Raw genomic sequence first — 26,599 nt, 5'->3', positions numbered from 1 at the left:
GCCATCAATTTCGTAAGGGCTGTCACGACGGGCCATGCAGCTTTCTCCAACACAGTCGCCGAAACTGTTCGGCCGCGACGTCAGATGCGTGCGCGGCGGCCGCGAGGTGTTCGCAGGACTTGCGTTCGAAGCGGTCGCAGGCGAGGCGCTGGCGGTGACCGGACACAATGGTGCGGGCAAGACATCACTGCTGCGGCTGATTGCCGGCCTACTGCTGCCGGCGGGCGGCTCCATCGCCATCGAGGGCGGCGAAGGCGAGTTGACGGTGCCCGAGCAGGCGCACTATCTCGGCCACCGCGACGCGCTGAAGCCGGCGCTCAGCGTCCGCGAAAATCTGACCTTCTGGGCCGAATTCCTCGGCGGCGGCGTCACGCGACCGATCCCCGACTGTTTGGCGGCGGTGGGCATCGCGCACGCCATCGACCTGCCCGCCGCCTATCTCTCCGCCGGCCAGCGCCGCCGCCTGTCGCTGGCGCGCCTGCTGGCGGTGCCGCGCCTGCTGTGGCTGCTGGACGAGCCGACCGCCGCGCTCGACATCGCCGGACAGGCGATGTTCGCCGGCCTGATGCGCGAGCATCTCGCTAGCGGCGGGCTGATCGTGGCCGCGACACATGGACCGCTCGGCATCGCCACGCGTGAGCTGCGGATCGGGGAGGCTCGATGATTCCCTCTCGCCTCTTCGCAGTCCCACCCACCGCTCTCTCCGTTCCCTCCCCCCTTCTGGGGGAGGGTCAGGGAGGGGGGTGCCCCACGACGCGCTCTAACTTGTTTGACGAGACTCGGTCGCACCAACCAACGTCCCATCGGCGCGCGCCCCCCTCCCCCTTGCGGGGAGGGGTCGGGGGTGGGCGTCCACAACGGCAGCGTCACCCGGAGCCACCCCCCTCCCCAGCCCTCCCCCACAAGAGGGGAGGGAGCGCAGTTTGCGGGTGGAGGGAGCGTGGCTCACCATCTGCCATCAAGCAATCAGCCAAGGCCCTCCCCGCATGACCGCGCTCGGTGCCCTCATCCGCCGCGACATCCGGATCGCGCTGCGCATCGGCGGCGGCGCGCTGATCGGCGTGCTGTTCTTCCTCACCGTCGTGGTGCTGATGCCATTCGCGGTCGGGCCGGATCTGGCGCTCCTGACCCGGCTCGGCCCCGCCATCCTCTGGCTCGGTGCCCTGCTCTCCAGCCTGCTCACCCTGGACCGGCTGTTCACCGCCGACCACGAGGACGGCTCGCTCGACCTGGTCGTGATGAGCCGGACACCGCTGGAGCTGGCCTGCGCTGCCAAGGCGCTGGCGCACTGGCTCGCCGCCGGCCTGCCGCTGGTGATCGCGACGCCCGTGCTCGGACTGCTTCTCAATCTCGACGCCACCGCCACCGGCGCCGTCGCGCTGACGCTATTGGCGGGCACGCCTGCCCTGACCTTCATCGGTATGATCGGTGCGGCGCTGGCGGTGACCATGCACCGCGGCGGGCTGCTGCTGGCGGTCTTGGTGCTGCCACTATCGATCCCGGTGCTGATCTTCGGCGTCGCGGCGTCGCAGGCGGCCATCGTCGGTCCGCTGCCGTTCGGGGCGCCATTCTCGATCCTGTGCGCATTGTCGCTGGTGAGTTTCGTGATCGGCCCGTTCGCCGCTGCGACAAGCTTGCGGAACGGGCTGGATTGACCCACCGCCCGCCGAGGTTTGACCATGATCAACTCTTACCTGGTGGCGCCGTGCTGATTGCCTGCAACCGCTTCCGCCTTTAACAAGGGTCTCATGTCGCTGATCGACCTTGCCAATCCTACCCGGTTCCTCGGCCTCGCCGCACGGTTGCTGCCGTGGCTGGCGCTGGTCACGACCGCGCTGCTGGCTGCCGGCCTGTACCTCTCGGCGCTGGCGCCCGACGACTATCAGCAGGGCGCGACCGTCAAGATCATGTTCATCCACGTGCCCAATGCGTGGCTGTCGATGTTCGTCTGGGGCGTCATGAGCATCGCCTCGCTCGGCACCCTGGTATGGCGGCATCCGCTCGCCGACGTCGCCGCCAAGGCCGCCGCCCCGATCGGCGCCAGCTTCACGTTCCTCGCGCTGCTCACCGGCTCGCTGTGGGGCCGGCCGATGTGGGGCACCTATTGGGAGTGGGATGCCCGGCTGACCTCGGTGCTGATCCTGTTCCTGATGTATCTCGGCCTGATGGCGCTGTGGCGCGCGGTCGAGGATCCCACCCGCGCCGCCCGTGCCGCCGCCGTGCTGACGCTGGTTGGCGCCATCAACCTGCCGATCATCAAGTTCTCAGTCGACTGGTGGAACACGCTGCATCAACCCGCGTCGGTGATGCGGATGGGCGGTCCGGCGCTCGACAAATCATTCCTGATCCCGCTGCTGGTGATGGCAATCGGGTTCACGTTCCTGTTCGTGACGCTGCATGTCGCGGCGATGCGCAACGAGATCCTGCGTCGTCGTGTGCGCAGCCTGCAGATGATGCAGGCGCGCGCCTACACAACGACCGCACCAGCCGACGATCCGGCAGGCCAGATCGCGGGAGCGGCTTGATATGGACCTCGGCCCCTATACCTCCTTCATCGCCACCTCCTATCTTGCGGCGGCGCTGGTCGTGGTGGTGCTGATCGGCTGGATCGCCATCGACTACCGCACCCAGAAAGCGCGGCTGCGGGCGCTTGAAGACAGCGGCATCAGCCGGCGCTCCGGCCGTGCCGCGACGGACATCCAATGACCGAACCGACGGAGCCGGCGCCGCGGCGCCGCTCATTCCTCATGCTGCTGCCGCTCGTGGTGTTCCTCGGGCTGGCGGCGCTGTTCTGGTCGCGCCTCGGCAACGGCGATCCGTCAAGCATTCCGTCGGCGCTGATCGGCCGTCCAGCGCCGGCCACACTGCTGCCGCCGCTGCCGGAACTGGCCAAAGACGGCACCCCAGTGCCCGGACTCGATCCGGCGGCGCTCAAGGGCAAGGTCAGCATCGTCAATGTCTGGGCATCGTGGTGCGTGCCCTGCCACGACGAGGCGCCGCTGCTGGTCGAGCTCGGCCGCGACAAGCGTTTTCAGATCATCGGCATCAATTACAAGGATGGCGCCGACAACGCCCGCCGCTTCCTCGGCCGCTACGGCAATCCCTATGACGTCGTCGGCGTCGACGGCAATGGCCGCGCCGGCATCGAATGGGGCGTCTACGGCGTGCCCGAGACCTTCGTGGTCGGACGCGAGGGCACCATCGTCTACAAGCTGGTCGGCCCGATCACGGCGCAGAACATCGATGCGGTGTTGAAGCCGGAGATCGAGAAGGCGTTGAAGGCGGGATCGTAGTTCAGGCGTCGTTGCTAGCCAACGGGTCGGGGAAGCAATCCAGAGTCCTCGCGCAGCCCTGGGTTGCTTCGTCGCTACGCTCCTCGCAAAGAGGGCACTGGCGGAGCTACCCCTTGCTCACATCCCCCTCGGCCGCATCGCTGGCTTCGAGCGACGCCGGGTCCTGGTGGTAGCGTTTGATCAACGGCATCTGGGCGATGGCGAAGATCATGGTCAGCGGCACGACCCCGAAAGCCTTGAAGCCGACCCAGAAATCCGTGCTCTGCGTGCGCCAGATGATCTCGTTCAGCACCGCCATCGCCGCGAAGAACAGCGCCCAGCGGAAGGTGAGGATGCGCCAGCCCACGGCCGTCAGGTTGAACATCTGATCGAACATGATCGCGATGAAGGAGCGGTTGAACAGCAGACCGCCGCCGAGCACGGCCGCGAACAGGCAGTAGATGATGGTCGGCTTGACCTTGATGAAGGTCTCGTCGTGCAGCACCAGGGTCAGCGTGCCGAACACGATGACGACGACGGCGGTCACCAGCGCCATCAGCGGCACGTGCCGCGTCACCACATAGGACGCGATCAGCGCCGCGATGATCGCCACCATGAACGCGCCGGTCGCAGCGAACAGATTGAACTTGGCGTTGACCACGAAGAACACGATCAGCGGACCGAGTTCGGTCGCGAGCTTGAACAGCGGATGCGGCTGGGTCTTGTCCATTCCATGTCCCGTTGGCTGTCATCATCCGCGGCCGCGGATGATCCAGTAGCCTCTGATGTCTCGTGGCGGAGGAGGCCGCGCAACGGGCGGAAAGGCTCGCAGGCGCGCCGCACCGTGACGTCAATCCTCGATTCCCGCAATCGCCCGCGCGAAATCCTTGGCGGCGAACGGGGAGAGATCGTCGACCCCCTCGCCGACGCCGATGAAGTGCACCGGCAGCTTGAACTTCTCCGACAGCGCCACCAAGATGCCGCCGCGCGCCGTGCCATCCAGCTTGGTCATCACGAGACCGGTGACGCCTGCCGTACGATGAAACGCCTCGACCTGCGACAGCGCATTTTGTCCCACCGTCGCGTCGAGCACGAGCAGCACCGCATGCGGCGCCGACGCGTCGACCTTGCGAATGACACGCACCACCTTTTCGAGCTCGTTCATCAGCTCGGCCTTGTTCTGCAAACGGCCGGCGGTGTCGATCAGCAGAATGTCGCGGCCCTGCTCCTTGGCCGCGGTGATGGCGGTGAACGCAAGGCTGGCCGAGTCCGAGCCCTGCGCGCCGGCGATGACCGGCGCCTTGGTGCGCTCGCCCCAGACCTTGAGCTGCTCGATGGCGGCGGCGCGGAACGTGTCGCCCGCCGCCAGCATCACCTGCCTGCCCTCGGACGCAAATTTCGCGGCCAGCTTGCCGATGGTGGTCGTCTTGCCGGAGCCGTTGACGCCGACGACGAGAATGACGAACGGCTTGTGGCCCGGCGCGATCTCGAGCGGCTTCGCCACCGGCGACAGCACCTTCTCGACCTCGGTCGCGACCACCGCCTTCACCTCGTCGGCGCTGATAGCCTTGTCGTAGCGGCCGGTCCCGACGGCCTCCGCAATCCGCGCAGCGACCTGGGTACCGAGATCGGCGCGCAGCAGCACGTCCTCGATGTCGTCCAGCATCGCGCGGTCGAGCTTGCGCTTGGTGACGAGATCGGCCACGGCCGTGCCGAGCGCGCCGGAGGTGCGCTTCAGGCCCGCGGACAGCCGCCGCCACCACGACAGCTTGGGTGTTTCGGAGGTGGTATCGTTCATGGCGTGGTGTTAGCCCTTTCCATTCGCAAACGAAAGCTCACACCCGCGTTACGGTTTCCATGGACATTAACCAACCCAGCGACGAGGAGATGCTCGCCCGCGTGCTTCATCGCGACGGGCTGATGCTGGTGATCGACAAGCCGGCCGGCATTCCCGTGCACAAGGGACCAAAGGGCGGACCGAACCTCGAAGCCTCGTTCGACGCACTGCGCTTCGGCCTGCCGCGCCCGCCGGTGCTGGCGCATCGGCTCGACAAGGAAACCTCGGGCTGTCTGGTGCTCGGCCGTCATCGCAAGGCAACGGCCTCGCTCGGGCTTTTGTTCAAGCACGGCAAGATTTCGAAGACCTACTGGGCGGTGGTCGAGGGCGGGCCTGACGCTGACGAGGGCGTGATCGAGCTGCCGCTCGGCAAGCTCAACGCCGAGCGCGGCTGGTGGCAGAAGCCGGATCCGCAAGGGCAGCCGGCGGTGACGAAATGGCGCGTGCTGGGGCGATCATACTCTCTTGCCAGTCTATCCCTGAACTCCCCTCCCACTCGTGGCAACGACTCCCCTCCCCCTTGCGGGGAGGGGTCGGGGGTGAGGGCCCCCACGGGCAGTGTCGCTTGGAGCCACCGCCCTCCCCAGCCCTCCCCCACAAGGGGGGAGGGAGCGCATCTGCCGGGTGTAGAGTCAGTGCACTCCAATCGCAGTGCGCGACTCACCTGGCTCGCCATGGAACCAGTGACCGGCCGCACCCATCAATTGCGCGTGCATTCGGCTGCGTCGGGCTGGCCGATCGTCGGCGACAACATCTACGGCAACGGCCCGCGCTTCGGCGAGCCGCGGCTGCATCTGCACGCGCGCGAGATTTCGATCCCGCTGTCGAAAAACAAGCCGCCGGTACACGTGGTGGCGCCGGCGCCGGTGCACATGCATGAGCGACTCAGGATGTGCGGGTGGAACGGGGAGTGAGCCGCCGCATCAGGCGCTAGTGTGAGCAGTGCTCTCGCCACATCCCCAGCTGTCATCGCCCGGCTTGATGTATGGCGATGACAGTGAGGGTGGGACTAACAGCCTCGACCCATCGTGCCCCGCAATCTTGAACCGCTGCACGGCGCCGGGCTCGGCGCCAGTGACTAACACCGGCAGATAGTGCTCCGTCCGGCCCTGCGTCGAGCTTTCGATCAGCACCTCGCGCTCGCAGCCGATTTCGGCATCCAGGCGCCGCCGCAACGCCGCCTCTCCCGCGACCCGCAGCCGCCGCGCCCGGTCGCGAATGACGGCGCCGTCCACCTGCGGCATGCGCGCCGCCGGCGTGCCCGGGCGCGGCGAATACGGAAACACGTGCAGAAAAGTGAGGCCGCATTCCTCGACCAGGTCGAGCGACTTTGCGAACATCTCCTCGGTCTCGGTCGGGAAGCCCGCGATCAGATCGGCGCCAAGCGCGATGTCCGGCCGCAGCCGGCGCACCTGAGCACAGAATGCGATGGCATCGGCGCGCGCATGCCGCCGCTTCATGCGCTTCAGGATCAGATCGTCACCCGCCTGCAGCGACAGATGCAGATGCGGCATCAGCCTCGCATCATCAGCGAGGGCATCGAGCAGGTCGGCATCCGCCTCGATCGAATCGATTGAGGAGATGCGCAGGCGCTTCAGCTCGGGCACGTGGCGCAGGATCTGCTTCACCAGCCGGCCGAGCTTGGGTGCGCCCGGCAGATCCGCGCCATAGCTCGTGAGGTCGATTCCGGTCAGCACGATTTCGGCATGGCCGCGCTCGCTCAGCGCGCGCACCTGATCGACCACGGCGCCCATCGGCACCGAGCGGGAATTGCCGCGGCCGAACGGGATGATGCAGAACGTGCAGCGATGGTCGCAGCCGTTCTGCACCTGGACGAAGACACGCGGCAGGCCGCGCTGGAAGCCATCGACCAGATGCGGCGCCATCTCCGTCACCGCCATGATGTCGGAGACGGCAACCTTCTCGGACGCATCGATGCCGAAGCGTGGCACGGCCAGCGCCTGTGTCGTCGCACGCCACGCGTCGGGCTGCAGCTTGTCGTCATTGCCGATGACGCGGTCGACCTCGGGCATGGAAGCGAACATGGTGGCCTGCGTCTGCGCGGCGCAGCCGGTCACGACGATGCGCGCCGCCGGGCGCTCGCGCTTCAGCTTGCGGATGGATTGCCGCGCCTGCGCCACGGCCTCGTTGGTGACGGCGCAGCTATTGATGACGATGGTGTCATCGGCGCCGGCCGCCTCGGCATGTTTCGCGATCAGCTCGGATTCGAACGCGTTCAGGCGGCAGCCGAAGGTGACGACGTCGACGCTCATGCGACGCTGGCGAACATCGACGGCTCGAACCGCCCCTCGAACTCGAATGCGGCGGTGCCCGTCATCAGCACGTGATCGTCGCGCTTGCGCCACTCGATCGTGAGCTCGCCGCCGGGCAGCGTCATCTGCACGATTCGGTTGGCGCGCTTCAGCCTGGCAGCCGCGACCGCGGTCGCGCAGGCCGCCGAGCCGCAGGCCTTGGTCAGCCCCGCGCCGCGCTCCCAGGTGCGCATCGTGATGTGGTCGCGATCGACGATGTGGGCGAGCGTGATGTTCGCACGCTCCGGGAAAATCGGATGGTTCTCCAGCAGCGGCCCGAAGCGCTCCAGATCATAGGCATTGACGTCGTCGACCCAGAACACCGCGTGCGGGTTGCCCATGTTGACGACCGAGGGCGAATGCAGGATCGGGGCATTGATCGGCCCGATCTGCAGCTCGATGTAGCGGGTGTCGCGGAACTCCTCGGCGAGCGGAATCTCCTGCCAGCCGAACTTCGGCACGCCCATGTCGACGGTGTAGAGGTCGGGCGCCGGCCCCTGCCAGCAGTTCAACAATCCGGCGCGGGTCTCGAACGTCGCGCTGGTCTGGCCGGTCTTGCCGAACACCTGGCGCACCACGCAGCGCATGCCGTTGCCGCAGGCGCCGGACTCCGATCCATCGTTGTTGTAGATGCGGATGAACGCTTCGGTGCCGTCGAGCCGCGGCGGCTGCAGCACCATCAGCTGGTCGTAAGGCACCCGGGATGCCACCGCCCGCGCCTCGTCCGGCGTGACGACATGCTTCACGTCGCGCAGATCGACCACGACGATCTCGTTGCCGATCCCGTTCATCTTGACGAAGCTGTGGTTGGCCAGCGCGCTCATGAAAATATCCAAATTGTGTCCGCCTTATATGGCGAATGGCGCGGCATTGACCAGCCTGCAGAGCGACATGACGCATCTGTCATGGGACGCCGCGCCGCCGAGCATGTTAGGACCGGTTCATTCGCCGGCACGAACCGGGCAAAGCAGCACGGCCACTGGAGAATAGTCGAATGAATCTCAGCACTTTCCGCCTCGTTCTGGCCGTGAGCTCGGTCGCGCTTCTGCTCGGCGGCACGCTCGCCCGGGCCCAGGCGCCGTCGGCCTCGCCGGCTCCGGCGGCCTCAGCCACGCCCGCACCGGCCCCGAGCGCGCTACCGGCCCCGGCGGTGCCGGCCTCTCCTGCGCCCGCCGCGTCGGCCAGTCCGGCGCCCGCGACCAGCCCGATGCCGGCCGCCAGCGCAAGCCCCTCGCCGTCGTCATCTCCGACCGCAGCCCAGTCCCCGGCCACGTCGCCGCCGGCCGCGGCGCCAGCCCAGGCGGCCGACGCCTTCGGCGACGAGATCAAGCTCGAGGCGAAGAAGGTTGTCCTCGTCAAGGGCACCGCCAATTGGGACAATGCGTTCGAAACGCTGATCGACTCCTTCAAAACGCTGTCGGCCACGCTGGACAAGCAGGGCATCAAGCCCGCCGGCAACGGCATGATCGTCTACACCTCGACCGACGACACCGGCTTCACCTTCCTGGCCGAGATGCCGATCGAGCAGGAGCCGAAGACGCTCGGCAAGGGGATGAGCATCGGCCAGTCGCCCGAGGGCAAGGCGCTGAAGTTCGTCCATCGCGGCTCCTACGACAACATGGACAACACCTACGAGGCGATCACCAACCACCTCGACGAGCGCCGGCTGGAGGCCAAGGACACCTTCATCGAGGAGTACCTGACCGACCCCTTGAAGACGGCCGAGGATAAGCTCGTCATCAACGTCTACGTGCCGCTGAAGTGAGCACCATGATCATCAGATCGATGTTTGTAGCCGCACTTGCGGCGAGTACGGCACTGCCGGCGCTGGCGGATGACATCGCCCGTCAGGACACACCGGCGATCACCGTCAGCGGCGAGGCCAGCGTGTCGGCGCCGCCGGATCTGGCGCAGATCGACGCCGGCGTGGCGTCCGACGCCAAGACCGCGCGCGAGGCGGCCGAGGCCAATAACGCCGCCATGGCCAAGGTGCTGCAGGCGCTCAAGCAGGCGGGGATCGCCGACAAGGACTATCAGACCTCGCGGCTGTCGCTGCAGCCGCAATATGCGCAGAACCGGCCGGCCCAGCCGGCCGTGACCGGCTATCGCGCCAGCAATCGCGTCACCATCAAGGTGCGCGACGTCGCCAAGGTCGCCAGCGTGATCGACACGCTGGTCGCGGCCGGCGCCAACGATGTCGGCAACATCTATTTCAGCGTCGCCGAGCCGTCCAAGCTGCTCGACCAGGCGCGCGAGAAGGCCGTCGCAGATGCCCGCCGCAAGGCCGAGATCTACGCCAAGGCCGCCGGCGTGACGCTGGGCCAGCCGCTCAGCATCTCCGAGGACGGCGCTCCGGCGCCGGTGTTCCGCGCCAAGACCTTCGCCGCACCGATGGCCGCGACGCCGACGCCGGTGGCACAGGGCGAGGAGACATTGTCGATCACGGTCAACGTGACCTGGGCGATCAAGCCGGGGCAGTAAGGCGCACTCCCTTCGGCGCGGCCCATTCACGCGCGGTCGTGAACCCATAGCGCGACGACACCTTTTGTGGTTGCGACAGCGAGTCAGATCTCCACCACCTGCCCCGGCTTCAGCACGCCGAACCGCTCGCGCGGGATGCCGGCCTGGTCGAGCGCGGCGTGCAAGGCGTGGACCGGCGCATCGATCGCCTCGTCCGTCAGCTGGAACGTGCCGTGGTGATGCGCCAGCGCGGCCTCCGCGCCGCAATCCTGCAGCGCCTGGACGGCGTCCTCTGGGTTCATGTGCTGGTCGCGCATGAACCAGCGCGGCTCGTAGGCGCCGATCGGCAGGATGGCGAGCCTGATCGGCGCGTGCTGCTCCGCCACGCGGCGGAAATGCGCGCCGGTGCCATAGCCGGAATCGCAGACGATGTAGAGCCTGCCGCGCGGCGTCTCCAGCACGAAGCTCGCCCATAACGCCTTGTTGCGGTCGAAGAGCCCGCGCGCCGTCCAGTGCCGCGTCGGCACCAGGGTCACGGCGACCTCTTTGTTCAGGGTCACGCGATCGTGCCAGTCATAGGCCTCGGCGCGAATTTTGGAGTCCGCCTGTGTCATCGTCAGGTCGTTGCCGAGCGGCGTGACGACGCGCGGTGAAAAGCGCGCGGTCAGCTTCGACAAGGTCCGGATGTCGAGATGATCGTAGTGCCCATGCGACACCAGCACGACGTCGATATGCGGCAGCCCCTCAAAGGCGATGCCGGGATCATTGTGCCGCCGGGGACCGGCGAACGCGAATGGCGACACCCGCTCCGACCAGACAGGATCGACCAGGATGTTGATCCCGCCGGTCTGGACCAGCCAGCTGGCGTGGCCGATGAAGGACAGCCGCACTGTCTCGCCGTCGATCCGGTGCGGCGGCGTGTCGGCGTGCGGGCTCGCCGCCCAGGACGGCCAGCGGGAACGCTTGCGGTTGCGGTCGAATTGCCAGCGCAGCACCTGGGACAGGGATTTGGGCGGAACGCCGTCGGGATCGTAGAAGCGCTTGCCGTCGAAATGGTCGGTGACGGGGCCGGAATAGGTCCTGGAACGGCGCAGCAAGGTCGTCCTCGCAAGGGAAAGCTGAACTGGCGCAAGAGGTAAGCGCCCCCACAGGGTCCGGCAACGGGACGGCGAGAAGCAAGTTTCCTTGACTTTTGCGGCTGCTGAGGGTTTAACCCGGCCGAATTTCGGAAAGTTTCGTCTTTTCGAGCCACCGCCCGGCCCTGGAGGCCGGAGGTCACCGCCCGACAGCGCTGTGCGCCCTCGGGCGCAAACGTGTTTGGAACTTCCGTTTCGGCGAGCCTTGCCGAAACATACATGGTGGTCATCACCCGCGAAAGCGGGTGATCCAGTACTCCGAGACGGTGCGGCTCGATCCGAGACGCCGCGGCGTACTGGATGCCCCGTCTGCACGGGGCATGACGACCGAGCAATTCAAGCGCCTGCGTTCCGCAGGACAAAGGACGAAGCAAGTGTTCGACAATCTGTCGGAAAGGCTTGGCGGCATTCTCGATCGGCTGACGGGGCGAGGCTCCCTGTCGGAGGCCGATGTCGACGCCGCAATGCGCGAGGTCCGCCGGGCGCTGCTCGAGGCCGACGTCGCGCTGGAAGTTGTCCGCAGCTTCACCGAGCGCGTGCGCGAGCAGGCGATCGGCGCCACCGTCGTCAAGTCCGTCACCCCCGGCCAGATGGTCGTGAAGATCGTCCATGACGAGATGGTCAAGACGCTCGGCGACGACGGCCAGACCATCGACCTCAACGCCGTGCCGCCGGTGCCGATCATGATGGTCGGCCTGCAGGGCTCGGGCAAGACCACCACCACCGCCAAGCTCGCGCGCCGCATGGTCCAGCGCGACAAGCGCAAGGTGCTGATGGCCTCGCTCGACGTCTACCGTCCGGCCGCCATGGAGCAGCTCGCGGTGCTCGGCCGCGACTTGGACATCCCGACCCTGCCGATCGTCGCCGGCCAGATGCCGCCGCAGATCGCGCGCCGCGCCATCGAGGCCGCCAAGCTCGGCGGCTACGACGTGGTGCTGCTCGACACCGCCGGCCGCACCACGCTAGACGAGGACATGATGAAGGAGGCCGCCGAGATCAAGGCGGTCGCCAACCCGCACGAGGTGCTGCTGGTCGCGGATTCGCTGACCGGCCAGGACGCCGTCAATCTCGCCCGCGCCTTCGACCAGCGCGTCGGCCTCACCGGCATCGCGCTGACCCGTATCGACGGCGACGGCCGCGGCGGCGCGGCGCTGTCGATGCGCGCGGTCACCGGCAAGCCGATCAAGCTGCTCGGCACCGGCGAAAAGACCGACGCGCTCGAGGACTTCTATCCCTCGCGCATCGCCGGCCGCATCCTCGGCATGGGTGACATCGTCTCGCTGGTCGAGAAGGCCGCGGCGAACATCGACGCCGAGAAGGCCGCGCGCGCCGCCGAGCGGATGCGCAAGGGCCAGTTCGACCTCAACGACATGCGCGAGCAGCTGCAGCAGATGGCGCAGATGGGCGGCATCGGCGGGCTGATGGGCATGATGCCCGGCATCTCGAAGATGAAGAACCAGATCGCCGCCGCTGGCATCGACGACAAGATCCTCAAGCGCCAGGTCGCGATCATCGATTCGATGACGCGCGAGGAGCGCAAGCATCCCGACCTGCTCAAGGCGAGCCGCAAGAAGCGCATCGCCGCCGGCTCCGGCCAGAGCGTCGAGCACGTCAACAAGCTGCTCAAGATGCACCGGAACATGGCCGACGTGATGAAGGCCATGGGCTCCGGCAAGCGCGGCCCGCTGGCCGGCATCGCCCAGGCGATGGGTTTTGGCGGCGGTGGTGGCATGCCGTCACCGGATCAGCTCAAGGCGCTTGCGGAAAAGATGCCGGGTGGCATGCCCGGCGGACTGCCGAATTTGCCGAAGGATCTGCCCGCCGGCCTGCGCGGCGGCCTGCCGAACCTCCCGGGCCTCACCGGTCTCAGCGGCAAGCCGACTCTGCCGGGCCTCGGCCTGCCTCCGGGGAAGAAGAAATGACCTCACTCCCGTCATTGCGAGGAGCGAAGCGGCGAAGCAATCCAGAGTCGCACACGCCGCCCTGGATTGCTTCGCTTCGGTCGCAATGACGATCACATCCACCGTTCACATCAATACATCGACCTCAAAGGAGAACTTTCATGTCCGTCGTCATCCGTCTCGCCCGCGCCGGCACCAAGAAGCGCCCGGTCTATCACGTCGTCGTCGCCGACTCGCGCTTCCCGCGTGACGGCCGCTTCATCGAGCGTCTCGGCTACTTCAATCCGCTGATGCCGAAGGACAACGAGGCACGCCTCAAGCTGGACATGGAGAAGGTGAAGGGCTGGCTCGCCAAGGGCGCGCAGCCGTCCGACCGCGTCGCCCGCTTCCTCGACGCCGCCGGCGTCAAGAAGCGCGAAGCCCGCCAGAACCCGATCAAGGCCGTGCCGCGCAAGGAGCGCAAGGCGCAGGCCGAAGCCGCCGCCAAGGGCTAAGGTCGTTGACGAGCGCGGCCTCATGCTTCGAGACGCACGGCTTGCGCCGTGCTCCCTTGCATGAGGATCTGGCTCCTCCTCCTGAGGAGCGCGCGTTCGAGCGCGTCTCAAAGGACGAGGCACGCTGATGTCCAAGCTCATCTGTGTCGCCAGAATCGGCGCCGCGCATGGCGTGCGCGGCGAGGTTCGCTTATGGACCTTCACCGAGGATCCGCTGGCCGTGCTGCATTACGGCCCGCTCACGACCAAGGACGGCAGCCGTTCGTTCGAGGTCGCGAAGGCGCGCGAGGCCAAGGACCATCTGGTCGCAGCCATCAAGGGCGTCACCGACCGCAATGCGGCCGAACGCCTCAACGGGCTCGAGCTCTACGTGCCCAGAGACCGCCTGCCCGAGACGGCTGACGACGAATACTACCACGCCGACCTGATCGGCCTCGCCGCGGAGACCGCTGACGGTGCGCAGCTCGGCCGCGTGCTCGCCATCCATAATTTCGGCGCCGGCGACATCATCGAGATCGCCCCGCCCTCGGGCAGCACATTGATGCTGCCGTTCACCAATGCGGTGGTGCCGACGGTCGATCTCGCGGGTGGGCGCGTGATCATCGAGCTGCCGGCAGAGATCGAGGGCGATGATGAATCGGCCTCGGATGAGTTGGCGTCGGATCAAGACGACGCTGCCGCCTCAAACTCCGCTCGTCGTCCCCGCGAAAGCGGGGACCCATAACCACCGCAGCTGGTTGGTTCACACGGGGGTTGGCCGCGTGCCCATTTCCAACATCGCGCGGTATGGGTCCCGGATCGGCGCCGCGACGCGCGGGTGCGCGTCACGGCTTGTCCGAGACGACACCGGTGTCGAGGTCGCAAAAGCCGGCAATGCTGATCCAGGGCTCGATCTCGCAACCTGGGTACCTTAACAGAGCATCATGACGACTTCGTCCCCATCCCCAGCCGCACCCTGGCGCGCCACCGTGCTGACGCTGTTCCCGGAGATGTTTCCCGGGCCGCTCGGCGTCAGCCTGGCCGGCCGCGCGCTGGCCTCCGGCATCTGGTCGTTCGAGGCACGCGACATCAGGGCGTCCGCCAACGACAAGCACCGTAGCGTCGATGACACGCCGGCCGGCGGTGGCCCCGGCATGGTGCTGCGCGCGGACGTGCTGGCAGCGGCGATCGACGCGGCGGCGATCGATCCCGAGCGGCCGAAGCTGCTGATGAGCCCGCGTGGCCAGCCGTTGACCCAGGCCCTCGTCCGCGAGCTCGCGGCCGGTCCGGGCCCGCTGATCGTCTGCGGTCGCTTCGAAGGCATCGACCAGCGCGTCATCGATGCCCGCTCGCTGACCGAGGTCTCGATCGGCGACTACGTGCTGTCGGGCGGCGAGATCGCCGCCCTGGTGCTGATTGACGCCTGCGTCCGGCTGCTCCCAGGCGTGATGGGCAAGCTCGAATCGGGCACCGACGAGAGTTTTTCCGATGGCCTACTTGAATACCCGCAATACACCCGGCCCCAGCTATTCGAAGGCCGGACCATTCCGGATGTGCTCACCTCGGGTGACCACGCCAAGGTCGCCGCTTGGCGCCGCGCCCAGGCCGAGGCGCTGACTGAAGCGCGAAGGCCGGATTTGTGGGCCGAATGGCAGGCGCGCGACGGCCGAGAACAAAGAGAGACCAGCCAAAAAGAGCCAAAAAGCACGACAGACGGGTGACAAGCCTCGCGCTTTGGCTTATAGGAGCGCCCAATTCCGCAAGTGACGGCAGGAACAAGCGCAGCCCCCGCGTGACCCGGCTGGGCGCGCCGCCGATGGAGATTTACCCGTGAACCTGATTCAGCAGCTCGAAAAAGAGCAGTTCGACAAGCTGTCCGCCAACAAGACCATTCCGGAGTTCGGCCCAGGCGACACCGTGATCGTCAACGTGAAGGTGGTCGAAGGCGAGCGCACGCGCGTGCAGGCCTATGAGGGCGTCTGCATCGGCCGGTCCGGCGGCGGCATCAACGAGAGCTTCACCGTGCGCAAGATCTCCTATGGCGAGGGCGTGGAGCGCGTGTTCCCGATCCTCTCCCCGATGATCGATTCGATCAAGGTCGTGCGCCGCGGCAAGGTGCGTCGCGCCAAGCTGTATTACCTGCGCCAGCTGCGCGGCAAGTCGGCCCGCATCGTCGAGAAGCAGGACCGGCAGCAGACCGCCGTCAACGAGTAGTCGTTGCTTTCATTGGATTGACGAAGAGCGCGGGCTGGCCCCGCGCTTTTTTGTTTTTGCGCTGCCGTCATTCCGGGGCAGCCCCGAAGGGGCTGAACCCGGAATCTCGATTGACCTGATCACCTCGAGATTCCGGGTTCGCGTCGTCGACGCGCCCCGGAATGACAGCGGAGAGATCGCGCATCCTCACTGCGACAAACGCATCTCGCACTTCGGTGGCTGCGTGCTATATAACGCCCTCGAATGGTTCTAGATCGCACCAGCATGGCCTGTCGCCGCGTCGTCATCGACGATCGCCGCCGGCTGCCCGGGCGGTTCTTCGGACGCTTCGCCACCTCGGCAACATCAGAGCTTAGGCGCGCGCTGTAAGCCGCAGCGCCATTCCTGATTGTTCACGCGTGCCCGCCACGCGTCCAGTTTCAAACCTTAAATTCCCGGGAGCATTCGCTCATGTCGAAACCGACCACGCTGTACGACAAGATCTGGAACGACCATCTGGTGCACGAAGCCGAGGACGGCACCTGCCTGCTCTACATCGACCGTCACCTGGTGCACGAGGTCACCTCGCCGCAAGCGTTCGAAGGCCTACGCGCCACCGGCCGCAAGGTGCATGCACCGGAGAAGACGCTCGCCGTCGTCGACCACAACGTGCCGACCACCGACCGCTCCAAGCCGAACCCTGATCCGGAGAGCATCGAGCAGATCAAGGCGCTGGCCGAGAACGCCAAGGAGTTCGGCATCGAATATTACAACGAGTTCGACCGCCGCCAGGGCATCGTGCACGTGATCGGGCCGGAGCAGGGTTTTACGCTGCCCGGCACCACGATCGTCTGCGGGGATAGCCACACCTCGACCCATGGCGCGTTCGGCGCGCTGGCGCACGGCATCGGCACCTCCGAGGTCGAGCATGTGCTGGCGACGCAGACCCTGATCCAGAAGAAGGCCAAGAACATGCGCGTCACGGTCGACGGCGTGCTGCCGGACGGCGTGACGGGCAAGGACATCATCCTCGCCATCATCGGCGAGATCGGCACCGCGGGTGGTACCGGCTACGTGCTGGAATATGCCGGCGAGGCGATCCGCGCGCTGTCGATGGAAGGCCGCATGACCGTCTGCAACATGTCGATCGAGGGCGGCGCACGAGCCGGCTTGGTCGCGCCCGACCAGAAGGCGTTCGACTTCCTGCGCGGCCGTCCCAAGGCGCCGAAGGGCGCGGCCTGGGATGCGGCGATGCGCTACTGGGAGACGCTGCGCTCCGACGACGGCGCGCATTTCGACCATGAGCTCCGGCTCGACGCCGCCAAGCTGCCGCCGATCGTGACCTGGGGCACCTCGCCCGAGGACGTGATCTCGGTAACCGGCGTTGTGCCCGATCCGGACAAGATCGCCGACGAGGCCAAGCGCATCTCCAAGCATCGCGCGTTGAAGTACATGGGCCTGACCGCGGGCACCAAGATCACCGACATCAAGCTCGACCGCGTCTTCATCGGCTCGTGCACCAACGGTCGCATCGAGGATCTGCGCGCCGCAGCCAAGATCGCCGAAGGCAAGACCGTCAGCGGCCACGTCAATGCGATGGTCGTCCCGGGCTCGGGCATCGTCAAGGAGCAGGCGGAAGCCGAGGGCCTCGACAAGATCTTCATCAAGGCCGGCTTCGAATGGCGCGAGCCAGGCTGCTCGATGTGCCTCGCCATGAACCCGGACAAGCTGGCGCCCGAAGAGCGCTGCGCCTCGACCTCGAACCGAAATTTCGAGGGACGCCAGGGCTTCAAGGGCCGCACCCACCTGGTGTCGCCGGCGATGGCTGCGGCGGCCGCGATCGCAGGACACTTCGTCGACGTGCGCGACTGGCGCTGACGTCATCTCGCTGCTTCACATCCGGCACGGCGGCCGGTCTACAAACGAGCGCGATGGCTTCCCCAAGCCGTCGCGTTTTTCATTTCACCTCAACATCGACACAGTTCGGCAATGGCTTCTTAAGTCTCAGCGCGCACAATCCTACCGCCGGACGCGCTGCGTCTGCAGAGGAACGTGCCGAGGAGCCCGACATGGCCGACAAGCCGGAATACGTCGACCTCATCCGTGATGCGACGCGCCAGCGCCGGAAGACACCGCCCGCCAAGATCATTGCCCAGCCCGAGGCTCCGAAGGAGGAGCGGCGGCTGTCGAACTGGCCGCCCGGCCGCTTCGCCAAATGGCGCCTGGAAACGCTGGTGCCTTGGAAGCTGAGTGTGAGGAACTGGCAGTTCAAGGACTGGCTCTGACCGCCGCGCCCCACTCATCCCCTTGAAATGAGAGAAGGACGCCGTTGAGCGTCCTTCCCTGTCTCGTTCGAACTTCAGACACCGTCAGTAGTAGCGCCAATGGTGCCGGTGGTGGCGATGGTGCCATCGGTGATGAGGACGCCAGTGATGACCCCGCCAATGCCGATAGTGGCAGATGCGGCGCGGCCCGTAGTAGGTCCAGACGACGCGACAGCGGCGATAAGGATAGTAGTAGCCCGACGTATAGACCGGCGTGTAGTAGCTGCGATAGCCGTAGAAGTGCCGGCGGTGGTGATGGAAGTACGGCCGGTAGGCATAGTGCGGACGATAATGATAGCCGCCGCCATGGAACACCGGCCGCGGGCCGAATCCGCCGTGAAAGGCCGGGCCGCCGCCGTGGAAGACGGGACGCGGACCACCGCCTCCGAAGGCGTGGCCGCCGCCGCCATGGAACGCCGGGCCACCGCCGCCGCCGTGGAAGGCCGGTCCGCCGTGAAATCCACCGCCGGGATGTCCGCCGCCGCCACCCCCGCCATGGCCGCCGGGTCCTCGGACCTGAACGGCCAACACGTCGGAGGGCGCCTGCGTCGCAGGCCCGGCGCCGGGACTCACCGGCGACATCGCAAGCGCCGGCCGGCCGGACGCGCCGGCCAAGAGAAACAATGTCGCCGCCGCAAGACTGAGGCGACGAGCCAGACCAGCGCGCTGGTCCTTCATCCTCATCATGGTCCCTTCTCCCTGAATGCCGTGCAACGATGGACCCATGCAGCGCCGATGCTGGTTGTCCGATCGGTGGAATTGGCGCGCCCCAACATGAACGTAGAGATAGCGACGTGAATGCGGCATGAATGATGCTCGTCAGTGATGCACGGTGCACGCGCATCTGCGGCGTGGCGTCGCGGCAGAGGAGATGCACGTGAGCCTCTACGTCGTCCTGCAACTCAGGATCACGGATGCCGACGCAAGGGCTGACGCGCTGCTCGTGCGGGGACTTCGCAACTAACCACGCGCAGGCATTTGCTCCGCGAACGCGACGCGCCTCGCTGACATGGCCTCAATCGTAGAACGGCGTGAACAGAACCAAGGGGCCCGGCGGATAGGCCGGCGCGTAGTCCGTGGGACGGTCAAGATAGTGGGGCACCTCCGCCGTCGACACCACGGGCTTCACTCTGCGACCCTCCCGGCGCGGGCCAGGATCCGTTGCGGTCTGACGCGCCTGCGTGACGGCGGGCGCTGCGGCGACAGGAGAGGTGGCGGCGGAACTCGCGAGCAGCATCGCCACCGTGACGATGCCGATCCCGAGCCAGGTTCTGTTGATTGATGGTTTCATGGCGAACCTCGTTGCCAGCCCCCATCAACGTACAGGCCCGCAAAGCGGGCCTGTTTGATTTCGGTCATTGTCTCGATCGGCCGGAAAGCGCGGCTTACCAGCGGCCGTGATGGCGATATCCGTAGTGATGCGGCCGCCAGTGATGCCGCGGATGATAGTAATGCCGAGGATAGTAGTGGCGCCGGGGATGCCAATGGTGGCGGCCGTGCCAATGCACCTGCGTGGTCTCCTGCACCGTGCCCTGCTGCACCGCGGTCGCGGCGCCCGGATTGATCAGCGACAGCGCCTGCGCGCGTTCGGCGGGGGCAGCCATCGCGAGAACGGCGCCAACCGCCGCGATGCCCAACAGCTTCATCACAGTCATGAACTTCTCCCTCGATCGCCTGACATCACGTCCGGCACCGTACATTCCGCCTTGTCAGTTGCCTGAAGGGCGGCCGCAGCAGCGCGACGCAGACCAGTCTCGAACGAGCGACGTGAATGGGACATGAAGACCTGCGCAGGAGCAGAATGCCGATATGTCGCACATGGTTCCACCGCAGTGCGCGACATATCGGCACTGTGTCCGGACGGTAACATCAGGCAACGTCGCGATCGCGACCGAATCACGTGCGCGCTTGCCGAGCCGATCAGTGCGCGGGACCCAGGAGTCAGCCGCGTCGCCAGACGCAACTCATATGCGGGACGATCACGGTGCCGCTCGGCCGATGCTCCGGAACATAAGTGGCATCGCATACACGAACCGCGTTCGGACCCGGATTGAAGCGCGGCACCACGTCCGGCTGCCAATGACCCTCGTAGCGCGGATAGATCTGGATTCGTCGTTGCCGGCGCTGTGCGGAGAGATCCGTGCTCATCTCGCTCTGGACGGCGCCGCGTAGGCCCGCGGCCTGCTCCGCTTGCGCTCCCGCCGAGATCGAGATCACGACCGCCGCGGCCAACGCCGTCCCGGCCAGCACCATCGACATCTGTCTCATCTGTCCCCAACCCCCAATTCGCGCGCCAAGACGGTCGCCGTTTTCATCCCCTGCGTCAACCGGCGCCGCCCCACATGTCATAGAACCAAGATGCAAGATGATCAAAGCCGGGCTAGAAGGCGGCAATGTGGACGGATCTGAAAGCCCCATCGCTCGCCGACATGGAAGTCATGGCGCACGAGATGTTCGAGCGTCTGCCCGAGCATTTTCGCAGGCTTTGCGAGGGCGTCATCATCCGGGTCGACGACTTTCCGACCGAGGAGGTGCTCGACGAGATGCAGGCCGAAAGCGAGTTCGACCTGCTCGGCCTGTTCCAGGGCACGGGACTGCCGTTTCGCAGCAACGACGACCTGCCCCGGCTGCCCAACATGATCTGGCTCTACCGCCGTCCGATCCTGGATTACTGGGCCGAGCACGACGAGAGTCTTGGGCACATCGTCCGCCACGTCCTGATCCACGAGATCGGCCACCATTTCGGAATGTCCGACGACGACATGGAGGCGATCGAGGCGTCCGTCGACTGACGACCCGGCCGATAGCACCGGGATTTTGACTTTATCCGCCCTGCCGTTCGGGCTAAACAGCGGCCTGCCCGTATTCTCGAAGGTGCCCCGATGGACAAGTTCACCACGCTGGAAGGCGTCGCCGCGCCGCTGAAGATCATCAATGTCGACACCGACATGATCATCCCCAAGCAGTACCTGAAGACCATCAAGCGCACCGGCCTCGGCAAGGGCCTGTTCTCGGAGCAGCGCTACAAGGACGACGGCAGCGAGAACCCGGATTTCGTCCTCAACCAGCCGGCCTACCGCAATTCCAAGATCCTGGTCGCCGGCGACAATTTCGGCTGCGGCTCGAGCCGTGAGCACGCGCCCTGGGCGCTGCTCGACTTCGGCATCCGCTGCGTGATCTCGACCTCGTTCGGCGACATCTTCTACAATAACTGCTTCAAGAACGGCATTCTGCCGATCCGCGTGTCGCAGGCCGATCTCGACAAGCTGTTCGACGACGCCGAGCGCGGTGCCAACGCGACCTTGACGGTTGATCTCGCCAACCAGGAGATCCGCGGCCCCGACGGCGGCACCGTCAAGTTCGACATCGATCCGTTCCGCAAGCACTGCCTGCTCAATGGGCTCGACGACATCGGGCTGACGCTGGAGAAGAAGGCCTCGATCGACAGCTACGAGGCCAAGCTGGCCGAGCGCGCCTGGGCCTGAGCCCCGCTTGAAGGCAGAGAGTTCGCGGGCCCCGGACCTCGTCCGGGGCCTTGTTTCGAGAGCAGCCCAGCAGGTCCGCCGTTGACGCGTGTATTGCCAGAGGTCGTCACCTTCTGGCGCGGGCCGCTCGACCGGCTGCGCCAGACCTGCCTGCGCTCGCAGCTCGCCGCCGGCCACAAGGTCACCGTCTACAGCTTCGATCCGCTGCCCGGCCTGCCCGACGGCGTCGGCAATGCCGAGGCCGGGGCGGTCCTTCCTTACGCATTCTCCGAACGTCTCAGGCCGCCGCAGCCCGACGGCAGCTGGCGCGATTGGACCACCTTGCAGTTCAGCGACTTCTTCCGGATGCGGCTGATGGCACAGCGCGCCGGCCTCTGGCTCGATGCCGACGTGCTGCTGCTCAGGCCGGTCGAGATCGATCCGGCTCTGCCCTACTTCGCCTGGGAGCGTCCGCGGCAGCTCGGCAACTCCGTGCTCTACCTGCCGCCGGACGATCCGATCGTCGCCGAGTTCGCTGCGCTGATGGCGCAGGACGAGCTGACGCCGAACTGGCTGTCGCTGCGTCATCGCCTCACCTATGCGATGCGCCGCCTGCGCGGCGGCTCCGACCGCCTCTCGGACATCCGCGTCGCCATCTTCGGCCCTGCCGCGCTGACGGCGCTGGCCCGCCGCCACGGCTCGCTGCGCCACGCGCTGCCGAAGCGCAGCTTCTACGCTGTCCATGCCGAGCCGAAGGCGTTCTTCGATCCCTCTGACTTCTCCGGCCTGATCGGCGATCCCGCGATCATCGGCCTGCACATCTCGCCGAAGGGCCGCGGCGGCGAGGCGCCGATCCCTGGCAGCCTCTATGCGTGGGCGGCCGAGCGATTTGCCCCGCGCTGACCTTCGCCGCGCAGCTTTGCGGCCTGCGCAGGACCGATTCGCTGCTTGATCTACCGCAACGTCCGCGCGTCCACCCGGTGATTGATTGCGAACAATCATCGGAGACGTGTCATGACCGTAGACGCCAAGCCCTATCCGCGGGTTCAGTTCCTGATCGATACGTTCGCGCAATGGCTCCGGCACCGGCGTGAGCTGAGCGAGATCCGGCAGCTGGACCGCGACGATTTCGAGCGTATCGCGATGGACCTGCAGGTCACACCGGCGGATCTCGACGAGCTGGTCCGTCACGGCGAGCACGCCGCCGACGAGCTGCCCCGGATGCTGAAGGCGCTCGGCATCGACGAAGCCGCGCTGGGGCGCGCCGAGCCGCTGGTGCTGCGCGACATGGAGCGCGTCTGCGCCATGTGCAAGGACAAGCCGCGCTGCCATCGCGATCTTGCCGCCGGCACGAGCGCCGAGCACTACGAGGAGTACTGCCTCAACGCCCCGACCATCGACCGCCTGGGCACCGCCGCGGTCAAGCACTGATCGCCGTCTCCCTCCCACTGAGCGAAGCAACGCGATGAGCCTGCCCAAACTGTACCGCAACACCTGGCTCCATGTCGGCGTCGCGATCCTGCTCGCGCTCGGCGCGATGCTGTTGATCCGGCTGCACAATGCCGGCGGCGTGACGCCCGCGGCCGACAGCGTGCAGGCCGGCCGCAAGCTGGCGGAGGCCTGGTGCAGCACCTGCCACGCCATCGACACGAGCGGCGCGCGAAGCCAGACCACGACCGCCCCCGACTTTGTGGCCGTCGCCAACATGCCCTCGACCACCGAGCTGTCGCTCAAGGTGTTCCTGCAGAGCAGCCACCCGACGATGCCCAACGTCATCCTGACCGCCGAGCAGCGCGGCGACTTGGTCAACTACATCCTCAGTCTCCGCCGCATCTGACGCCTCACTTCGCCACAGCCGCGATCGCATCGGCGATCGCGATCGTGCGCCGCGCCATCTCGGCATGCAGCCGCTCGACCATGCGGCCGTCGATCTGGATCGCGCCGCGCGAGGCATTCTCCGGCAGCTCGAACGCAGCGATGATCTTGCGTGCCGCAGCGACCTCGTCGGCGGGCGGCGTGAAGATCGCGTTGCAGGCGTCGATCTGGCCGGGATGGATCAGCGTCTTGCCATCGAAGCCGAGATCGCGGGCCTGGATGCATTCTTGCGCGAATCCGTCGGTGTTGGCGAAGTCGCTGTAAGGCCCGTCCAGAATCTCCAGCCCATGGGCCCGCGTCGCCAGGATGCAGTGGCTGATCATCGGCAGCATCGTGGAGCGGCCCGGCAGCATGCGGATGCGGGTCTCGCGCGAGATGTCATTGGGACCGAACACGAAGCCGGCGAGCCGCGAGCCCGGCTCGTGCACCGTGGCCGCGAGCAGATCGGCATCGAGCACGGCGCGCGCCGTCTCGATCATGGCCCAGACCTTCAGCGCCGGATCTGCCCCGACCTCGGCCAGACGATCCGTGACCAGACGAAGGTCCTCGACGGTCGACACCTTGGGAACGAGGATGCCGTCGGTCGCCGCTTGTCCCGCCATGGCGACGTCGTCGCTCCACCACGCCGTATCCAGGCTGTTGATACGGATCAGCAGTTCCCGCTTGCCGTAGCCATCGGCCGCCACCGCCTTGGCGATCTGGTCGCGGGCGGCGGCCTTGGCATCCGGCGCCACCGAATCCTCGAGATCGAGGATCAGCCCGTCGGCCGGCAGGTTCCGCCCCTTCTCCAGCGCACGCGCATTGGAGCCGGGCATGAACAGGAGACTGCGGCGCGGGCGGATCATTTCGGCGTTTCCCTTGGTTTATCGACGCGGCCCGCGATACCATTTCGAGAGCCAGGCCGAAAGGCTTGTTCCCGGAAGGCGCATGTGTTTAGGCAAGGTCCATGATCTCGTTTCCGCAACGCCTGCTCGAAGGCTATCGCGCCTTCGCCACCCAACGCCTGCCGACCGAACAGAGCCGTTACCTCGAGCTCTCGGAGCGCGGCCAGTCGCCCGAAGTGATGGTGATCGGCTGCTGCGACTCGCGCGTCTCGCCCGAGGTGATCTTCGACGTCGGTCCCGGCGAATTGTTCGTGCTGCGCAACATCGCCAACCTGGTGCCGATCTATCAGCCGGACGCCAACGCGCACGGCGTGTCGGCGGCGCTGGAATACGCCGTCACCGTGCTGAAGGTGAAGCACATCGTCATCCTGGGCCATGCCCAATGCGGCGGCATCCGCGCCTTCGTCGACAAGGCGGCGCCGTTGTCGCCCGGCGATTTCATCGGCCGCTGGATGTCGATGTTCATCAAGCCCGGCGAGGTCGTCGAACAGCGCACGCATGAGAGTTTCCAGGACTTCGTCACCCGGATCGAGAAGGCCGCGGTGTTCCGTAGCCTCGAGAACCTGATGACGTTCCCCTTCGTCCGCAGCCGGGTCGAGGCCGGCGACCTGCAGCTCCATGGGGCCTATTTCGGCGTCGCCGAGGGCTCGCTGTTCGTGCTCGACAAGGCGGCCAAGGAATTCAAGAGCGCGCGCGCTGGCGAATAGCGAATGGGAAGTAGCGAGGAGTTCACCGGCCCTATTCGCCATTCGCTCCTCGCTATTCGTCCCTGTTCAATGATCACCCGACCAGCGGTCCGACAGCGCGAGCATCACCGTCGACACCACGAAGGTCATGTGCACGCCGACCAGCCAGGCGAGCTTGGTCGAGTCGTAGCCGGCGTCGAGATTCATGAACGCCTTCAACAGCTGGATCGCCGAGATCGCGACGATCGAGGCGAGCAGCTTCTGCTTCAGCCCGGCGAAGTCGACCTTGGTCATCCATTCCGGCCAGTCCGGATGGCCGCCGGGATCGATGCGCGAGACGAAGTTCTCGTAGCCCGAGAACACCACGATCAGCACGAGATTGCCGGTCAGGCAGACGTCGATCAGGCTGAGCACGCCGAGGATGATGTCGCTTTCCTTGGCGGTGGGCAGATGAATGACGCTCTCCCACAGCAGCAACACGAACTTGAACAAGAGCACCGCGAGGCTGATGACGAGGCCGACATAGAACGGCGCCATCAGCCAGCGGCTCTTGAACAGGAAGCCTTCGAGGCCGCGCTCGACCGGACCCGGGACGTGCTTGGCGGCTTCCGGCGTGGTCTTCTCGCTCATCGTGTCCCGCGCCCCCGCCCCGAAGACGTTGCGTGTTGACCGAGTCCGTTACGCCGCCTTCTTCTTCGCGGTGATCAGCTTGCGGTTGATCAGCACCTCGGCGATCTGGATCGCGTTCAGCGCCGCGCCCTTGCGCAGGTTGTCGGACACGCACCAGAAGGCGAGACCGTTCTCGACCGTGCCGTCCTCGCGGATGCGGCTGATATAGGTCGCGTCCTCGCCGGCCGCCTCGTAGGGCGTCACGTAGCCGCCCGGCTCGTGCTTGTCGATGACGAGGCAGCCCGGCGCGTTGCGCAAGATGTTGCGGGCCTCATCCGCCGTGATCGGATTCTCGAACTCGACATTGACGGCTTCGGAGTGGCCGACGAACACCGGCACGCGAACGCAGGTCGCGGTCAGCTTGATCTTCGGATCCAAGATCTTCTTGGTCTCCATCATCATCTTCCACTCTTCCTTGGTGAAGCCGTCTTCCATGAAGACGTCGATCTGTGGAATGACGTTGAAGGCGATGCGCTTGGGGAACTTCTTATTGACCAGCTCGTCATTGGTGTAGACGGCCTTGGTCTGCGAGAACAATTCGTCCATCGCATCCTTGCCGGCACCGGACACCGACTGATAGGTCGACACCACGACGCGCGTGATCTTCGCCTTGTCGTGCAGCGGCTTCAGCGCGACGACGAGCTGCGCCGTCGAGCAGTTCGGGTTGGCGATGATGTTCTTCTTGTTGAAGCCGGCGGCGGCGTCGGCATTCACCTCCGGCACGATCAGCGGCACGTCGGGATCCATGCGCCAAGCCGACGAGTTGTCGATCACGACCGCGCCGGCGGCGCCGATCTTGGGCGACCACTCTTTCGACACCGAACCACCGGCCGACATCAGGCAGATGTCGACGTCGGCAAAATCGTAGTGCTCGAGCGCTTTGACCTTCAGCGTGCGGTCGCCATAGGACACCTCGACGCCGACGCTGCGGCGCGAGGCCAGCGCCACGACCTCGTCGGCGGGGAATTGTCGCTCGTCCAGAATATTGAGCATTTCCCGTCCGACATTGCCGGTCGCGCCGACCACTGCGACTTTGTAACCCATCATTCACTCTCCGAAGAAATATGGCCGACCGCGCATGTCAGCGGAAACCGAAGCGGCAGCGCTTCTATG

Annotated in this window: 33 protein-coding genes; 21 read left to right on the top strand and 12 right to left on the bottom strand. The window is 66.3% G+C overall.

The window, feature by feature from the left end:
- Positions 1-34: 34 nt before the first annotated feature.
- The 5 genes from ccmA (at position 35) to QX135_RS03030 (ending at position 3,293) form a co-directional block, all read left to right on the top strand.
- On the top strand, positions 35-664 hold the full coding sequence (ccmA, locus tag QX135_RS03050; protein WP_315781654.1) for a heme ABC exporter ATP-binding protein CcmA: 630 nt from the start codon (positions 35-37) through the stop codon (positions 662-664).
- 322 nt (positions 665-986) lie between these two features.
- Positions 987-1,655: a heme exporter protein CcmB gene (gene ccmB / locus QX135_RS03045; RefSeq protein ID WP_315740697.1), complete on the top strand. Its 669-nt coding sequence runs from the start codon at positions 987-989 to the stop codon at positions 1,653-1,655.
- Positions 1,656-1,748: 93 nt separating this feature from the next.
- On the top strand, positions 1,749-2,525 hold the full coding sequence (locus tag QX135_RS03040; RefSeq protein ID WP_315740696.1) for a heme ABC transporter permease: 777 nt from the start codon (positions 1,749-1,751) through the stop codon (positions 2,523-2,525).
- A 1-nt stretch (position 2,526) separates the two neighbouring features.
- Positions 2,527-2,706, top strand: coding sequence for a heme exporter protein CcmD (gene ccmD, locus QX135_RS03035; protein ID WP_315740695.1), 180 nt, complete (start codon positions 2,527-2,529; stop codon positions 2,704-2,706).
- Positions 2,703-3,293 carry a DsbE family thiol:disulfide interchange protein gene (locus tag QX135_RS03030; RefSeq protein ID WP_316233943.1) on the top strand — a complete coding sequence of 197 codons (591 nt, stop codon included), beginning with the start codon at positions 2,703-2,705 and terminating at the stop codon, positions 3,291-3,293. The genes ccmD and QX135_RS03030 overlap by 4 nt, the downstream gene beginning before the upstream one ends.
- 106 nt (positions 3,294-3,399) lie before the next feature.
- On the opposite strand, the gene QX135_RS03025 is transcribed toward QX135_RS03030, so the two are convergent.
- Both QX135_RS03025 and ftsY read right to left on the bottom strand, forming a co-directional pair.
- Entirely contained in the window at positions 3,400-4,002 is a 603-nt protein-coding gene (locus tag QX135_RS03025) for a septation protein A (protein ID WP_315740693.1), read from the bottom strand.
- 120 nt (positions 4,003-4,122) lie between these two features.
- Entirely contained in the window at positions 4,123-5,070 is a 948-nt protein-coding gene (gene ftsY, locus QX135_RS03020) for a signal recognition particle-docking protein FtsY (protein WP_315757133.1), read from the bottom strand.
- A gap of 59 nt (positions 5,071-5,129) precedes the next feature.
- On the opposite strand from ftsY, the gene QX135_RS03015 reads away from it, so the two are divergent.
- Positions 5,130-6,023, top strand: a complete 894-nt coding sequence (locus QX135_RS03015) for an RNA pseudouridine synthase (RefSeq protein ID WP_316178856.1) — start codon at positions 5,130-5,132, stop codon at positions 6,021-6,023.
- Positions 6,024-6,032: 9 nt separating this feature from the next.
- Here QX135_RS03015 and mtaB read toward each other — a convergent pair whose 3' ends face one another.
- Positions 6,033-7,382, bottom strand: coding sequence for a tRNA (N(6)-L-threonylcarbamoyladenosine(37)-C(2))-methylthiotransferase MtaB (mtaB, locus tag QX135_RS03010; protein WP_316178855.1), 1,350 nt, complete (start codon positions 7,380-7,382; stop codon positions 6,033-6,035).
- Complete coding sequence (gene dapF, locus QX135_RS03005; RefSeq protein WP_316178853.1) at positions 7,379-8,245, bottom strand: diaminopimelate epimerase; 867 nt, start codon at positions 8,243-8,245, stop codon at positions 7,379-7,381. Before dapF ends, mtaB begins: the two co-directional genes overlap by 4 nt.
- 170 nt (positions 8,246-8,415) lie before the next feature.
- Between dapF and QX135_RS03000 the strand changes: the two genes are divergently transcribed.
- Together QX135_RS03000 and QX135_RS02995 are read left to right on the top strand one after the other, a co-directional pair.
- Complete coding sequence (locus QX135_RS03000) at positions 8,416-9,186, top strand: GyrI-like domain-containing protein (protein ID WP_316178851.1); 771 nt, start codon at positions 8,416-8,418, stop codon at positions 9,184-9,186.
- 5 nt (positions 9,187-9,191) lie between these two features.
- The gene (locus QX135_RS02995) at positions 9,192-9,902 is read left to right on the top strand and encodes an SIMPL domain-containing protein (RefSeq protein ID WP_316178849.1); all 711 of its coding nucleotides are present in this window, start codon (positions 9,192-9,194) and stop codon (positions 9,900-9,902) included.
- 83 nt (positions 9,903-9,985) lie between these two features.
- Here QX135_RS02995 and QX135_RS02990 read toward each other — a convergent pair whose 3' ends face one another.
- Positions 9,986-10,978, bottom strand: a complete 993-nt coding sequence (locus tag QX135_RS02990; RefSeq protein WP_316178847.1) for an MBL fold metallo-hydrolase — start codon at positions 10,976-10,978, stop codon at positions 9,986-9,988.
- 413 nt (positions 10,979-11,391) lie between these two features.
- Here QX135_RS02990 and ffh point away from each other — a divergent pair, with 413 nt between their 5' ends.
- From ffh to QX135_RS02955, 7 genes are all read left to right on the top strand, one after another.
- Positions 11,392-12,939, top strand: a complete 1,548-nt coding sequence (ffh, locus tag QX135_RS02985; RefSeq protein WP_316178845.1) for a signal recognition particle protein — start codon at positions 11,392-11,394, stop codon at positions 12,937-12,939.
- A 140-nt stretch (positions 12,940-13,079) separates the two neighbouring features.
- The gene (rpsP, locus tag QX135_RS02980) at positions 13,080-13,412 is read left to right on the top strand and encodes a 30S ribosomal protein S16 (RefSeq protein WP_008964221.1); all 333 of its coding nucleotides are present in this window, start codon (positions 13,080-13,082) and stop codon (positions 13,410-13,412) included.
- 127 nt (positions 13,413-13,539) lie between these two features.
- Positions 13,540-14,136, top strand: coding sequence for a ribosome maturation factor RimM (gene rimM / locus QX135_RS02975; RefSeq protein ID WP_316178843.1), 597 nt, complete (start codon positions 13,540-13,542; stop codon positions 14,134-14,136).
- A 199-nt stretch (positions 14,137-14,335) separates the two neighbouring features.
- Positions 14,336-15,112 (top strand): tRNA (guanosine(37)-N1)-methyltransferase TrmD, encoded by a 777-nt coding sequence (trmD, locus tag QX135_RS02970; protein WP_316178842.1) that lies wholly within the window; start codon positions 14,336-14,338, stop codon positions 15,110-15,112.
- 109 nt (positions 15,113-15,221) lie between these two features.
- A complete protein-coding gene (gene rplS, locus QX135_RS02965; protein ID WP_015663536.1) occupies positions 15,222-15,605 on the top strand; it encodes a 50S ribosomal protein L19 in 384 nt (127 codons plus the stop codon).
- Between the two features lie 450 nt (positions 15,606-16,055).
- Positions 16,056-17,462, top strand: coding sequence for a 3-isopropylmalate dehydratase large subunit (gene leuC / locus QX135_RS02960; RefSeq protein WP_316178840.1), 1,407 nt, complete (start codon positions 16,056-16,058; stop codon positions 17,460-17,462).
- Between the two features lie 191 nt (positions 17,463-17,653).
- Positions 17,654-17,869 carry a hypothetical protein gene (locus tag QX135_RS02955; protein WP_315715897.1) on the top strand — a complete coding sequence of 72 codons (216 nt, stop codon included), beginning with the start codon at positions 17,654-17,656 and terminating at the stop codon, positions 17,867-17,869.
- A gap of 84 nt (positions 17,870-17,953) precedes the next feature.
- On the opposite strand, the gene QX135_RS02950 is transcribed toward QX135_RS02955, so the two are convergent.
- The 4 genes from QX135_RS02950 to QX135_RS02935 all read right to left on the bottom strand — a co-directional run bounded on the left by QX135_RS02950 (position 17,954) and on the right by QX135_RS02935 (position 20,158).
- Entirely contained in the window at positions 17,954-18,595 is a 642-nt protein-coding gene (locus QX135_RS02950; protein WP_316178839.1) for a hypothetical protein, read from the bottom strand.
- Positions 18,596-18,923: 328 nt separating this feature from the next.
- Complete coding sequence (locus QX135_RS02945; RefSeq protein WP_316178837.1) at positions 18,924-19,199, bottom strand: hypothetical protein; 276 nt, start codon at positions 19,197-19,199, stop codon at positions 18,924-18,926.
- 94 nt (positions 19,200-19,293) lie between these two features.
- Entirely contained in the window at positions 19,294-19,563 is a 270-nt protein-coding gene (locus QX135_RS02940) for a hypothetical protein (RefSeq protein WP_315740679.1), read from the bottom strand.
- 286 nt (positions 19,564-19,849) lie between these two features.
- Entirely contained in the window at positions 19,850-20,158 is a 309-nt protein-coding gene (locus tag QX135_RS02935; protein ID WP_410052063.1) for a hypothetical protein, read from the bottom strand.
- A 143-nt stretch (positions 20,159-20,301) separates the two neighbouring features.
- On the opposite strand from QX135_RS02935, the gene QX135_RS02930 reads away from it, so the two are divergent.
- From QX135_RS02930 to QX135_RS02910, 5 genes are all read left to right on the top strand, one after another.
- The gene (locus tag QX135_RS02930) at positions 20,302-20,700 is read left to right on the top strand and encodes a metallopeptidase family protein (RefSeq protein WP_315740677.1); all 399 of its coding nucleotides are present in this window, start codon (positions 20,302-20,304) and stop codon (positions 20,698-20,700) included.
- Between the two features lie 90 nt (positions 20,701-20,790).
- Entirely contained in the window at positions 20,791-21,393 is a 603-nt protein-coding gene (gene leuD, locus QX135_RS02925; RefSeq protein ID WP_315777298.1) for a 3-isopropylmalate dehydratase small subunit, read from the top strand.
- An 81-nt stretch (positions 21,394-21,474) separates the two neighbouring features.
- Positions 21,475-22,275: a hypothetical protein gene (locus tag QX135_RS02920; RefSeq protein WP_316178831.1), complete on the top strand. Its 801-nt coding sequence runs from the start codon at positions 21,475-21,477 to the stop codon at positions 22,273-22,275.
- A gap of 111 nt (positions 22,276-22,386) precedes the next feature.
- Positions 22,387-22,803 (top strand): DUF6455 family protein, encoded by a 417-nt coding sequence (locus QX135_RS02915; protein WP_315770567.1) that lies wholly within the window; start codon positions 22,387-22,389, stop codon positions 22,801-22,803.
- Positions 22,804-22,837: 34 nt separating this feature from the next.
- Entirely contained in the window at positions 22,838-23,209 is a 372-nt protein-coding gene (locus tag QX135_RS02910) for a cytochrome c (RefSeq protein ID WP_315781693.1), read from the top strand.
- Positions 23,210-23,213: 4 nt separating this feature from the next.
- Here QX135_RS02910 and QX135_RS02905 read toward each other — a convergent pair whose 3' ends face one another.
- A complete protein-coding gene (locus QX135_RS02905; protein ID WP_315740673.1) occupies positions 23,214-24,092 on the bottom strand; it encodes a CoA ester lyase in 879 nt (292 codons plus the stop codon).
- Between the two features lie 101 nt (positions 24,093-24,193).
- Between QX135_RS02905 and QX135_RS02900 the strand changes: the two genes are divergently transcribed.
- On the top strand, positions 24,194-24,838 hold the full coding sequence (locus tag QX135_RS02900) for a carbonic anhydrase (RefSeq protein ID WP_315740672.1): 645 nt from the start codon (positions 24,194-24,196) through the stop codon (positions 24,836-24,838).
- A gap of 66 nt (positions 24,839-24,904) precedes the next feature.
- Here QX135_RS02900 and QX135_RS02895 read toward each other — a convergent pair whose 3' ends face one another.
- Together QX135_RS02895 and QX135_RS02890 are read right to left on the bottom strand one after the other, a co-directional pair.
- Complete coding sequence (locus QX135_RS02895) at positions 24,905-25,447, bottom strand: TIGR00645 family protein (RefSeq protein WP_315740671.1); 543 nt, start codon at positions 25,445-25,447, stop codon at positions 24,905-24,907.
- Positions 25,448-25,495: 48 nt separating this feature from the next.
- Positions 25,496-26,530, bottom strand: coding sequence for an aspartate-semialdehyde dehydrogenase (locus QX135_RS02890; protein ID WP_315740740.1), 1,035 nt, complete (start codon positions 26,528-26,530; stop codon positions 25,496-25,498).
- Positions 26,531-26,599 lie beyond the last annotated feature (69 nt).

It is taken from the genome of Bradyrhizobium sp. SZCCHNR1098 (assembly GCF_032489375.1).
Classification (GTDB): domain Bacteria; phylum Pseudomonadota; class Alphaproteobacteria; order Rhizobiales; family Xanthobacteraceae; genus Bradyrhizobium.
This window is presented reverse-complemented; position numbering and strand designations above follow the sequence as displayed.

Coding starts and splice junctions, on each gene's coding strand:
- ccmA (WP_315781654.1), top strand. CDS start 35: ATGCAGCTTTCTCCAACACAGTCGCCGAAACTGTTCGGCCGCGACGTC.
- ccmB (WP_315740697.1), top strand. CDS start 987: ATGACCGCGCTCGGTGCCCTCATCCGCCGCGACATCCGGATCGCGCTG.
- QX135_RS03040 (WP_315740696.1), top strand. CDS start 1,749: ATGTCGCTGATCGACCTTGCCAATCCTACCCGGTTCCTCGGCCTCGCC.
- ccmD (WP_315740695.1), top strand. CDS start 2,527: ATGGACCTCGGCCCCTATACCTCCTTCATCGCCACCTCCTATCTTGCG.
- QX135_RS03030 (WP_316233943.1), top strand. CDS start 2,703: ATGACCGAACCGACGGAGCCGGCGCCGCGGCGCCGCTCATTCCTCATG.
- QX135_RS03025 (WP_315740693.1), bottom strand. CDS start 4,002: ATGGACAAGACCCAGCCGCATCCGCTGTTCAAGCTCGCGACCGAACTC.
- ftsY (WP_315757133.1), bottom strand. CDS start 5,070: ATGAACGATACCACCTCCGAAACACCCAAGCTGTCGTGGTGGCGGCGG.
- QX135_RS03015 (WP_316178856.1), top strand. CDS start 5,130: ATGGACATTAACCAACCCAGCGACGAGGAGATGCTCGCCCGCGTGCTT.
- mtaB (WP_316178855.1), bottom strand. CDS start 7,382: ATGAGCGTCGACGTCGTCACCTTCGGCTGCCGCCTGAACGCGTTCGAA.
- dapF (WP_316178853.1), bottom strand. CDS start 8,245: ATGAGCGCGCTGGCCAACCACAGCTTCGTCAAGATGAACGGGATCGGC.
- QX135_RS03000 (WP_316178851.1), top strand. CDS start 8,416: ATGAATCTCAGCACTTTCCGCCTCGTTCTGGCCGTGAGCTCGGTCGCG.
- QX135_RS02995 (WP_316178849.1), top strand. CDS start 9,192: ATGATCATCAGATCGATGTTTGTAGCCGCACTTGCGGCGAGTACGGCA.
- rpsP (WP_008964221.1), top strand. CDS start 13,080: ATGTCCGTCGTCATCCGTCTCGCCCGCGCCGGCACCAAGAAGCGCCCG.
- rimM (WP_316178843.1), top strand. CDS start 13,540: ATGTCCAAGCTCATCTGTGTCGCCAGAATCGGCGCCGCGCATGGCGTG.
- trmD (WP_316178842.1), top strand. CDS start 14,336: ATGACGACTTCGTCCCCATCCCCAGCCGCACCCTGGCGCGCCACCGTG.
- leuC (WP_316178840.1), top strand. CDS start 16,056: ATGTCGAAACCGACCACGCTGTACGACAAGATCTGGAACGACCATCTG.
- QX135_RS02955 (WP_315715897.1), top strand. CDS start 17,654: ATGGCCGACAAGCCGGAATACGTCGACCTCATCCGTGATGCGACGCGC.
- QX135_RS02950 (WP_316178839.1), bottom strand. CDS start 18,595: ATGATGAGGATGAAGGACCAGCGCGCTGGTCTGGCTCGTCGCCTCAGT.
- QX135_RS02945 (WP_316178837.1), bottom strand. CDS start 19,199: ATGAAACCATCAATCAACAGAACCTGGCTCGGGATCGGCATCGTCACG.
- QX135_RS02940 (WP_315740679.1), bottom strand. CDS start 19,563: ATGACTGTGATGAAGCTGTTGGGCATCGCGGCGGTTGGCGCCGTTCTC.
- QX135_RS02930 (WP_315740677.1), top strand. CDS start 20,302: ATGTGGACGGATCTGAAAGCCCCATCGCTCGCCGACATGGAAGTCATG.
- leuD (WP_315777298.1), top strand. CDS start 20,791: ATGGACAAGTTCACCACGCTGGAAGGCGTCGCCGCGCCGCTGAAGATC.
- QX135_RS02915 (WP_315770567.1), top strand. CDS start 22,387: ATGACCGTAGACGCCAAGCCCTATCCGCGGGTTCAGTTCCTGATCGAT.
- QX135_RS02910 (WP_315781693.1), top strand. CDS start 22,838: ATGAGCCTGCCCAAACTGTACCGCAACACCTGGCTCCATGTCGGCGTC.
- QX135_RS02905 (WP_315740673.1), bottom strand. CDS start 24,092: ATGATCCGCCCGCGCCGCAGTCTCCTGTTCATGCCCGGCTCCAATGCG.
- QX135_RS02900 (WP_315740672.1), top strand. CDS start 24,194: ATGATCTCGTTTCCGCAACGCCTGCTCGAAGGCTATCGCGCCTTCGCC.
- QX135_RS02895 (WP_315740671.1), bottom strand. CDS start 25,447: ATGAGCGAGAAGACCACGCCGGAAGCCGCCAAGCACGTCCCGGGTCCG.
- QX135_RS02890 (WP_315740740.1), bottom strand. CDS start 26,530: ATGGGTTACAAAGTCGCAGTGGTCGGCGCGACCGGCAATGTCGGACGG.